The organism is Streptomyces sp. NPDC058632, from assembly GCF_042717095.1.
Lineage (GTDB): Bacteria > Actinomycetota > Actinomycetes > Streptomycetales > Streptomycetaceae > Streptomyces.
Window position 1 is genome coordinate 1 of record NZ_JBHXQZ010000161.1, and the last position, 8,178, is coordinate 8,178.

The 8,178-nt window shown below is 67.6% G+C and carries 8 protein-coding genes and 3 pseudogenes; 5 read left to right on the forward strand and 6 right to left on the reverse strand.

The window, feature by feature from the left end; genetic code table 11:
• Positions 1-129: 129 nt before the first annotated feature.
• The 4 genes and pseudogenes from ACFWVE_RS34140 to ACFWVE_RS34155 form a co-directional block, all read right to left on the reverse strand.
• Positions 130-687 carry a hypothetical protein gene (locus tag ACFWVE_RS34140; protein ID WP_384022887.1) on the reverse strand — a complete coding sequence of 186 codons (558 nt, stop codon included), beginning with the start codon at positions 685-687 and terminating at the stop codon, positions 130-132.
• A gap of 129 nt (positions 688-816) precedes the next feature.
• Positions 817-876: pseudogene (locus ACFWVE_RS34145) on the reverse strand (hypothetical protein); the annotation flags it as partial.
• Positions 877-964: 88 nt separating this feature from the next.
• A complete protein-coding gene (locus ACFWVE_RS34150; RefSeq protein ID WP_384022890.1) occupies positions 965-2,083 on the reverse strand; it encodes a fatty acid desaturase family protein in 1,119 nt (372 codons plus the stop codon).
• A 7-nt stretch (positions 2,084-2,090) separates the two neighbouring features.
• Complete coding sequence (locus ACFWVE_RS34155; protein WP_189189925.1) at positions 2,091-3,146, reverse strand: ferredoxin reductase; 1,056 nt, start codon at positions 3,144-3,146, stop codon at positions 2,091-2,093.
• A gap of 86 nt (positions 3,147-3,232) precedes the next feature.
• Here ACFWVE_RS34155 and ACFWVE_RS34160 point away from each other — a divergent pair, with 86 nt between their 5' ends.
• The 4 genes and pseudogenes from ACFWVE_RS34160 to ACFWVE_RS34175 form a co-directional block, all read left to right on the forward strand.
• Positions 3,233-4,372, forward strand: a complete 1,140-nt coding sequence (locus ACFWVE_RS34160; RefSeq protein ID WP_384022893.1) for a PucR family transcriptional regulator — start codon at positions 3,233-3,235, stop codon at positions 4,370-4,372.
• A 220-nt stretch (positions 4,373-4,592) separates the two neighbouring features.
• The gene (locus ACFWVE_RS34165; protein ID WP_384022896.1) at positions 4,593-4,820 is read left to right on the forward strand and encodes a hypothetical protein; all 228 of its coding nucleotides are present in this window, start codon (positions 4,593-4,595) and stop codon (positions 4,818-4,820) included.
• 113 nt (positions 4,821-4,933) lie between these two features.
• On the forward strand, positions 4,934-5,272 hold the full coding sequence (locus ACFWVE_RS34170; protein WP_351129532.1) for a thioredoxin domain-containing protein: 339 nt from the start codon (positions 4,934-4,936) through the stop codon (positions 5,270-5,272).
• Positions 5,273-5,486: 214 nt separating this feature from the next.
• A pseudogene (locus tag ACFWVE_RS34175) lies at positions 5,487-5,843 on the forward strand (transposase); the annotation flags it as partial.
• A gap of 140 nt (positions 5,844-5,983) precedes the next feature.
• Here the strand turns inward: ACFWVE_RS34175 and ACFWVE_RS34180 are convergent.
• Positions 5,984-6,646, reverse strand: coding sequence for a DUF6461 domain-containing protein (locus ACFWVE_RS34180; protein WP_384022899.1), 663 nt, complete (start codon positions 6,644-6,646; stop codon positions 5,984-5,986).
• A gap of 352 nt (positions 6,647-6,998) precedes the next feature.
• On the opposite strand from ACFWVE_RS34180, the gene ACFWVE_RS34185 reads away from it, so the two are divergent.
• Positions 6,999-7,124: an LPXTG cell wall anchor domain-containing protein gene (locus tag ACFWVE_RS34185; protein WP_384022902.1), complete on the forward strand. Its 126-nt coding sequence runs from the start codon at positions 6,999-7,001 to the stop codon at positions 7,122-7,124.
• 795 nt (positions 7,125-7,919) lie between these two features.
• Here ACFWVE_RS34185 and ACFWVE_RS34190 read toward each other — a convergent pair.
• Positions 7,920-8,178 (reverse strand): annotated as a pseudogene (locus ACFWVE_RS34190) (IS4 family transposase); the annotation flags it as partial.

Genomic DNA, 8,178 nt, shown 5'->3' on the forward strand with positions numbered 1-8,178 from the left:
GGCTATATCCGCGACGCGGCCCCCGCGGGGGCGGCTTCGCGGATATCTCCTCCAAAGACCACAGAGGGCCGGTGACTGCGCCGACGATCGCCTCGCTCGTCTCGCGACCTTGTAATTTCTGCCAGCCCCTCACCGACGGGCGGTAGGGGCGTCCAGCCTCTTGAAGACCACCCCCCATCCCGACCGCAGCCACTCGCGCACAACGTCTGCCTCGGTGGTCGACGGGCACAGCGCCCACGGCGCCGACAGGCGGCGGGTGGCGAACACGGACTCCAGCGCGACCCTGTGCCTCCGGTACGGCCAGGAGGTCGTGTCCGTCCCGGACAGCCGCAGCAGATCGAACGCGACGAAGTGGGCCGGCCGCTCTTCCGCCGCCCGGGCCGCCCCGGCACCGCGCCGGGCAAGCCGGTTCTGCAACCGCTCGAACGCGAGGCGGCCCGCGGCGTCCCATACGACCAGCTCGCCGTCCATCGCGGTCGCGTCCGGCAACTGCACGGCCCCCGCCACGACCTCCGGAAATGAGGCCGCCATCTCGGTGCCGCGCCTGGAACGCAGCACCACCCGGCCCGCATCGACGCAGACCAGCGCCCTAAACCCGTCCCACTTCGGCTCACCCGCCCACCCCGGCAGCAGCGCAGGGTCGGACACAGGGGCGGCGAGCATCGGTTCCGGCAGTGTCCACGTCACAGCCCATGCCTTCCACCCAGCCCGCCCGTCGGCAAACCGAGTGCGCGTACGCACCCGACTACCGGCCCGGCCACGGCAGGTCAGCGCACTACAACACCTCGCCGAGGGCTGTGTGCTGAGCTCCTGGCGCACGTCCAGGCAGCGCAGCCGGACACTGAACTGCCCCGGATCCCGTGTCGTACGGTCTGATGTCGCGGTCGCCTACCGTCCGCAACGGATCTCACCGAACCCGGCGATGCCGCCGGTACGGCCGAAAGATCTGAACCAATACCGGGAATCAGGCCGCGACGGGCTCCTGCTCGCGGTCCGGCGTCTTGACCTTGGGCTTCTTGTTCGGCAGCGAGAGCCGGAAGACCTTGCGCCACGCGGAGAACACCTGCTTGGGCAGCGGCCCGGTGACGTACTCCAGCTCGTACTTTTCGAACAGCGCGCGCACCTTCACCGCGACCTCGGCGTACCGGTTGCTCGGCAGGTCCGGGAACAGGTGGTGCTCGATCTGGTGCGACAGGTTGCCGGTCATGAAGTGCATGGCCCTGCTGCCGCTGATGTTCGCCGAGCCCATCATCTGGCGCAGGTACCACTGGCCGCGCGTCTCGCCCTTGATCGACCGGCGCTCGAAGACCTGCACGCCCTCGGGGAAGTGCCCGCACATGATCACCGAGTGGGACCAGATGTTGCGGACCAGGTTCGCGGTGAACGTGGCGGCGAGCGTGGTGAGGAACGACGGGCCCGACAGCAGCGGGTGGATCACGTAGTCCTTGAGCACCTGCTTGCGGATCTTGCGACCCACGGCCTTGGCCCGCGCGCGGAACTCCGGGTTCTTGCGGCGGCGCTTGTGCAGGTTCTTGCCGAGCTCCAGGTCGTACGCTGCGATGCCGTACTCGAAGAAGCAGGCGTTGATGAAGTTCCACAGCGGCTGGCCGAGGTGGAACGGGTGCCACTTCTGGTCCTCGTCGACGCGCATGATGCCGTAGCCGAGGTCGTTGTCCTTGCCGATCACGTTGGTGTACGTGTGGTGCAGCTCGTTGTGCGAGTGCTTCCACTGCTCGGACGGCGAGACGTGATCCCACTCCCAGGTGGTGGAGTGAATCTTCGGGTCTCGCATCCAGTCCCACTGGCCGTGCAGGACGTTGTGGCCGATCTCCATGTTGTCCATGATCTTCGCCACGGACAGACCGGCGGTGCCGAGCAGCCACGCGGGCGGGAAGATCGAGAACAGCAGCACGCCCCTGCTGACCAGCTCGAGCTTGCGCTGCGCCGAGATGACCTTACGGATGTAGGCGGCGTCTTTCTCGCCGCGGCTGGCGATCACCTCGTCGCGGATCGCGTCCAGCTCGCGGCCAAGCTCCTCGATCTGCTCCGCGGTCAGGTGGGCGGTGGGGTCGATGGCGGTCAAGGTGCTCCTACCGTTCGATGTCACAGGGGCCCGCCGCGGCGGACACACAGGTCTGGATGAGGACGCCCGGCTCGGCCTCGGTGATCTCGCCGGTGCGCAGGTCGCGGACGGCGCCCGCCTTGAGCGGCGTGATGCAGCCGAAGCAGATGCCCATGCGGCACCCGGAGGGCATGAGCACGCCGGCCTCCTCACCGATGTCCAGCAACGGCGTGGCGCCGTCCGCGTCGACGGTCTTGCCGGTGGCGCTGAACGTGACCTCGCCGCCGTCGCCGGCGACGACGATGCTGGGGCGGAAGCGTTCGGTGTGCAGGCGCTCTTGTACGCCGTGCTCGGTCCAGTGCTCTTCGGCGGCGTCGAGCAGGCCCGCGGGCCCGCAAGCCCAGGTCTCGCGCTCGGCCCAGTCGGGCACGAGTTCGTCGAGACGGGCGATGTCGAGCATGCCGTCTGTGTCGGTGTGCACCTCGGTGAGCCGCAGCTTCTTGTCCGCGACCAGGTCGTGCAGTTCGTTGCGAAAGATCACGTCTTGCGGCTGTGGCGCGCAGTGGACCATGACGACGTCGTCGAACTCGATGTCGCGCAGCATGCCCATCACGGGCGTGATGCCGCTGCCGGCCGTCAGATAGAGCACCTTGGCGGGCTTGGCCTGCGGCAGCACGAAGTCACCGGTCGGCTGGTCGAGCTGGATCAGCGTGCCTGGTTTCGCCCTGCAGACCAGGTGGTTGCTGACCTTGCCGTCCGGGATCGCCTTCACGGTGATCGTGACGCGGCCGTCCTGGCGGTTTGTCGGCGAGGTGATGGAGTAGGCACGCCACAGGCGCACCCCGTCGACGTCGACCCCGATCCGCACGTACTGACCGGCTGTGTGGCCGCGCCAGCCCCGTCCCGGCCTGATCACGATAGTCGCGGCGTCACCCGTCTCGGGGTGCACGGCCTCGATGCGCCCACGCAGGTCAGCGCCCGCACGCAGCGGGCTGACCAGATCGAGGTAGTCCGACGGCAGCAGCGGCGTCGTGACCATCTCCAGCAGTTTCCACGCCCTGCTGCGGAGGGCTGCACTCGTCATGACTCCAGCTTGCTGCGCCTCAAGGCGTAAAGTCCTGACCGCAGGACGTAAATCTGGTCGGCTGAATTGTTCGCAGGGAACAAAACGTGAACCATGCAATCCGGAGGGCCAGCGAACTGGCCCTCAATGAGACGACGGTCACCGCACTTCGGGCCGCGCTGAAGACCACCGCCGACGAGGTCGTCCAGGCGATCATCGACGAGGTCCCTCCCTACGCCAACGCCCTTTCGGGCCACATGGGCGCCACCATCCGCCGAGCCGTCCGCACCGCCCTGGGGCACTACCTGGACCTCGCGAGCGGGAACGCCACAGGCGGCGACGCCGGTGACGCAGCCTACGAGCTGGGCCGCGGCGAGGTGCGCGACGGCCGTTCGATGGACGCCCTACTCAGCGCCTACCGCGTCGGCGCCCGCGTGGCCTGGCGATGCCTGGCAGCGGGTGCCGTACCCGCAGGTCTGCCCGCCGCCGAGGTCGCCAAGTTCGCCGAGCTGACCTTCGCCTACATCGACGAGCTCTCCGCCGCGAGCGCCGCGGGCCACGCCGACGAACTGGCAGCCCGGGGCAGGGCCCACGAGCGCCACCTGGAACACCTGGCCCGCGACCTCCTCGCCGGCGCGAGCCCGGACGTGCTGCTGGCCTCTGCTCAACGGGCCGGGTGGCAGCCTCCGGTTTCGCTGACCGCGGTCCTGCTGCCCGCCGCCCAGGCCCGGCCGGCCTACCGCGCGCTCGACCCGAGCACCCTCGTCCTCGACGATCTGCCGGACGCCACCGGTGTGCTGCTCGTCCCCGATGCCGACCGATCACATCTCTTGCGGCAGCTGACCGACCGCACCGCCGTGGTCGGCCCGGCCCGGCCATGGAATCGTGCGTCCGCCTCGTACGCACGAGCCGTACGCGCGCGCTCCCTCTCCTCTGATATTCGCGACACCCAGGACCACCTGCCCGAGCTGGTGCTGAGCGCCGACGTGGACGCGTTCGCAGACCTGCGTGCCCGAGCCCTCGCACCGTTGCGGACCTTGCCTGTCGCGACCGCACGGCGGCTGGAGGAGACGTTGCGGGCGTGGCTGCTGCACCAGGGCAGGCGGGACGAGGTGGCGGCGGCGTTGTTCGTCCATCCCCAGACAGTCCGGTACCGGATGTCGCAGCTGCGGGAGCTGTTTCCGGATCTCGCATCGCCACACCGGGTCCTTGAACTGACGCTGGCGGTCGGTCTTCGGGTCGGCTGACGCGTACCTCGACCGTCCACGACCGCGTCCGCGAGCGGTCCAGGAATCGTGCCTCGTTCTCGGTGCCATCAGCTGGCTCATGCGGCCCGGGGAAGAGCGGTATCAGCCAGCTGAGACCGGGGGTTGATGTGAAGACCGGACAAGGCCTCGGGAAGCCCGTCGGGGGCGCTGTCTCTGAGAAGCGCGGTGGCGGATACGGCTCGACTGGATCCGGTGGACGATGCGCACCGGCCCGCTCGTCGACGCGCTCATCGAGCATCTGGTCGGTGATATGGGCAGCTATGCCCTGGAAAACGGCTTTCATGTCGTCGTGGAGGGCGCTGTCCTGGCACGAGCTGACCCACGGGCGCGCGGCGGGCTGCAGCTGGGGGACCGGCGGGGCGGCCAGGCCGGGGCACCAGGGACGGGGGCCGGGCCGCTCGCGCCGGGGACCACCGTGGTTCTGTGACGGCCCCGTGCCTCCCTTCCGACAGATCAACCGGACGACCGACCGGGCCGGCCTGGCACACCGCGCGAGGGATGATGGGGATGGAACGACGGAACGTGAGGTCAGGAGCTTTCATGGCGAAGCGGGTTCACCGACCCCGTGAGGACGCGGAGTTCAATTTCATCCTCGGGATGAGCGGAGTTCCGGTCCTCGCATACTTCACCGGGACATGGCCCAAGGCAATCGAGCCCTGCCGGGTGATGGACCTCGTCGTGGGTGGCATCGCCGACGACTACACGGGTCGCCTGACGGCCGTCCGCGCCGACATCACACGTTGTCCGGCCGCAACCGAGCGATACGGGATCACCGGAGCCCCGTCCTACGTCCTGCTGAAGGAGGGAGAGGCGGTGGCGCACGGCACGGGGCCTATGACCATCACCGAGGTACGGAAGTTCCTGGACGGCCACCTCTGAGCGGCCGCTGCGGCACGTGGCCGCGACGCCCGTCACGTCTCGTCCATGGGAGCTGCGCCGCCTGAGACACCTTGGGGCTGAGACACCTCCACAGGTCACATAACGCAGTCGATCTCGGTCGCGTCCGGCAGCCGCCCGGCTGCGGCCACGATCCCGGAACGGTTCAATCTGATCTGCGACGGCAAGGGCACCCCGCTTCACGACCGCGGCCAACGTCAATGACATCACGCAGACTCTCCGCCTGGTCGACGGCATCACGCCGGTTGCTGGACGGCCGGGCCGACCACGACGGCGCCCCGAATCCGTTCTCGGAGAGAAGGCGTACGACTCGCGAACCGTGCGGCGTGAACTACGACAGCGACGAATCCTGCCGGTCATCTCCCGCAAGGGCTCCCCGAACACCAAGGGCGTGGGCAGGCTCCGCTACGTCGTGGAGCAGACCTTCGCCCTGCTCCACCAATTCAAACGCCTGGCCGTGCGCTGGGAACGGCGAGTCGAACTCCACGACGCCTTCCTCGCGTTGGCCTGCAGCATTATCTATTGGAGGCGACTCAAGAAGGCCAGATCATGATCGCTCACGAGCTCTTTGGGCTGATCCGCGTTGGCCTTGCTCTCAGATCGGTCATCGTGTCGCTGCCCTTCTCCGACCGCCACCCGTCACGTTGGCCAGGCGCTGGTCGTGGCCCAGGGCGGCGAAGGCGATCCTGTCATTCAGGACAGTCCACTTGAAGGCCCGAAATCCAGGGCAGTCCCGGGCGGAACCGGTCCCTCACCCGCATAGGTATTGCCCAACGGTGCCGCTGGTGCGTCGTCCCCGGCGAGCGTCAGGCTGGGCCAAAGCCCGTTGAGGGCTGCGTCGTCCAGGGTGATGCCGAGGTGGTCGAGTACGAGAGCCACCACTGGCGCCATCCCGGCACCCTCGCCCTCGTGTGCGGCGAGCGCCCCTTCCGCCCGATCCCACCAGGGGCCGAGCGGCTCGGACCGACTGTGCTCCATACCGGGCTCGAAGTACTCGACGCACTCGCCGTCACGCCAGTACTGAAAGACGTCGATTCCCTCGGTAGTCGCCACGCTGTACGTCTCAGTTCCCCGAGACAACGCAGCGAGCGATCCTTCCCCAAAGCCGATGCCACCTTCCTCCCCGACACGGAAGGCCCATTCACCGACCCTGCCGGCCCGCAGCAACGAGACCATCCCGTCACCCGACTCACCCGAGAGTAGATCCGAGGCCGCGTTCCAGCCGAGCAGGCGCGCCCGCTCCGGATCGGCCCCGTAGCGGGCGAACACCTCCTCGGGACCGAGACCGCGGGTGAAAGTAGCGCACATCCAAGCCTTCGCCCAGTCCAGCGAACCCGCGTCCGCGTCTGCTTCCATGATCTGCCTCCGTCATTCACACCTGACATCGCCTGCCAAGGCCGAGCCTTCCGGGCTCTCCGCAGTGCGCCAAGCACGGCGGGGAGCCCGGATCATGATGCCTGGTTCATGCGGTGGGATCGGTACCGGGCAGGACGCCCGGGGGGTCATGCCCGGTGAACTCGATGCAAAAATGGGGCTGCGAGCGTCTGCATCAGCCTCTCTGCCACGCTCGACCAGGACACCTCAACAAGATCTTGTTACGAGCTCATAGGGGGCAAAACAGGCCTGGGGGGTGACCTCGGATACGCCGCATTGGGTTACCTCGGCGGTGCAGGAATAACGGGCGGATGGCTCTGAAAGGTGAAAGCAAGTGGACATAGCGGTAGTGGGGATCGGATTCGAGGACAACGCAGCAGTCACCGTCATCCTCGGAGTAATAGTGCTGGTGGTGGCATTCGCCCTGCTCTACTGGCGCCTCAAGCGTGAAAAGAAGTAACGAGACGCTCTGACTGAGTACGAGGTTCACCGGCTTTCGCTTGTGTTCTAGCAATCTTCGCAACACCCCAGCTCTGGGGGTGCGATGGACGTGGAGATCCGGGAGAGCCTGCCAGCTAAAAAGCCGGCGATGCTGTGTGAGTGAGAGACGTACTTTGGCCCATGCGGCAGGGACTGTGTGACAGGCGTGCCGGACCGTTGGCATGCCGGGAGCACGGACCGCCTTGATGGAATTGCTGAAGCGTCTATCAACGGCAAAAGGGGGCGCTTCCGATCGACAAGGAGGTGCCCCCTTTCCATGCCCAGCGCTGACCCAACCGTTAGACCGGGCAGCACGGGGCAAACCGCAGCACGTTCCTTTGAGCTCGTGATTCAACTTCTGCCCTTATCCGATTCGGCGGGGGCCGCCAGAAGCGGGTGTTTCCCATGGACCGGCTTCGCTACCGGCCGCCGTCAGACCGCGGACAAGGGGTGGGTGTTCACGATGGCCACCACGCGCCCGTAGGAGGGGCATGCGGCGGCCACCGAGCATTGGGCGGCTCTTCCTCCCGAGAGCGTGTCACCGGCCTCGCAGGGCCGGTGGAGACGTGCCAAAGCCCAAGGGGGAGACCGGGGATGATGACCGACCACGAGCAGCCGCCGTACCCTGACCACACTGTAGACAGGCGAACTGCGCGTTCAGCGCTGGGAGGGCTGGTCGGCGGGGCAGGCTGCCGTAGCCTCCTGCCGTCGGCGCTTGCGATGCCACTGCCGTATCCACTTCTGTGCCCGGTCCTGGCGCCGACCGCGTTTGGGCCTTGTCCCACAGCACCAGCATGTCCGGCCGCAGCAGGTGCAGGAGACGGGGGGCATAGCTGGTCTCGCCCTCGTCGGTGGGGCCGAAGACCGCGCCGATCAGGGCCCGTGTCCCGGTCTCGACGAGCGTCATCAGCTCAAGTGTCGGATAGCCGTGATGGGAGGTCCGGCCCAGCCATGCACGGTTGCGCTCCGTGTCGGGGACCTTCTGTGAACTGCAGCCGTCGAACGACACCGTCCGGTACGGGCCGAAGCTCACT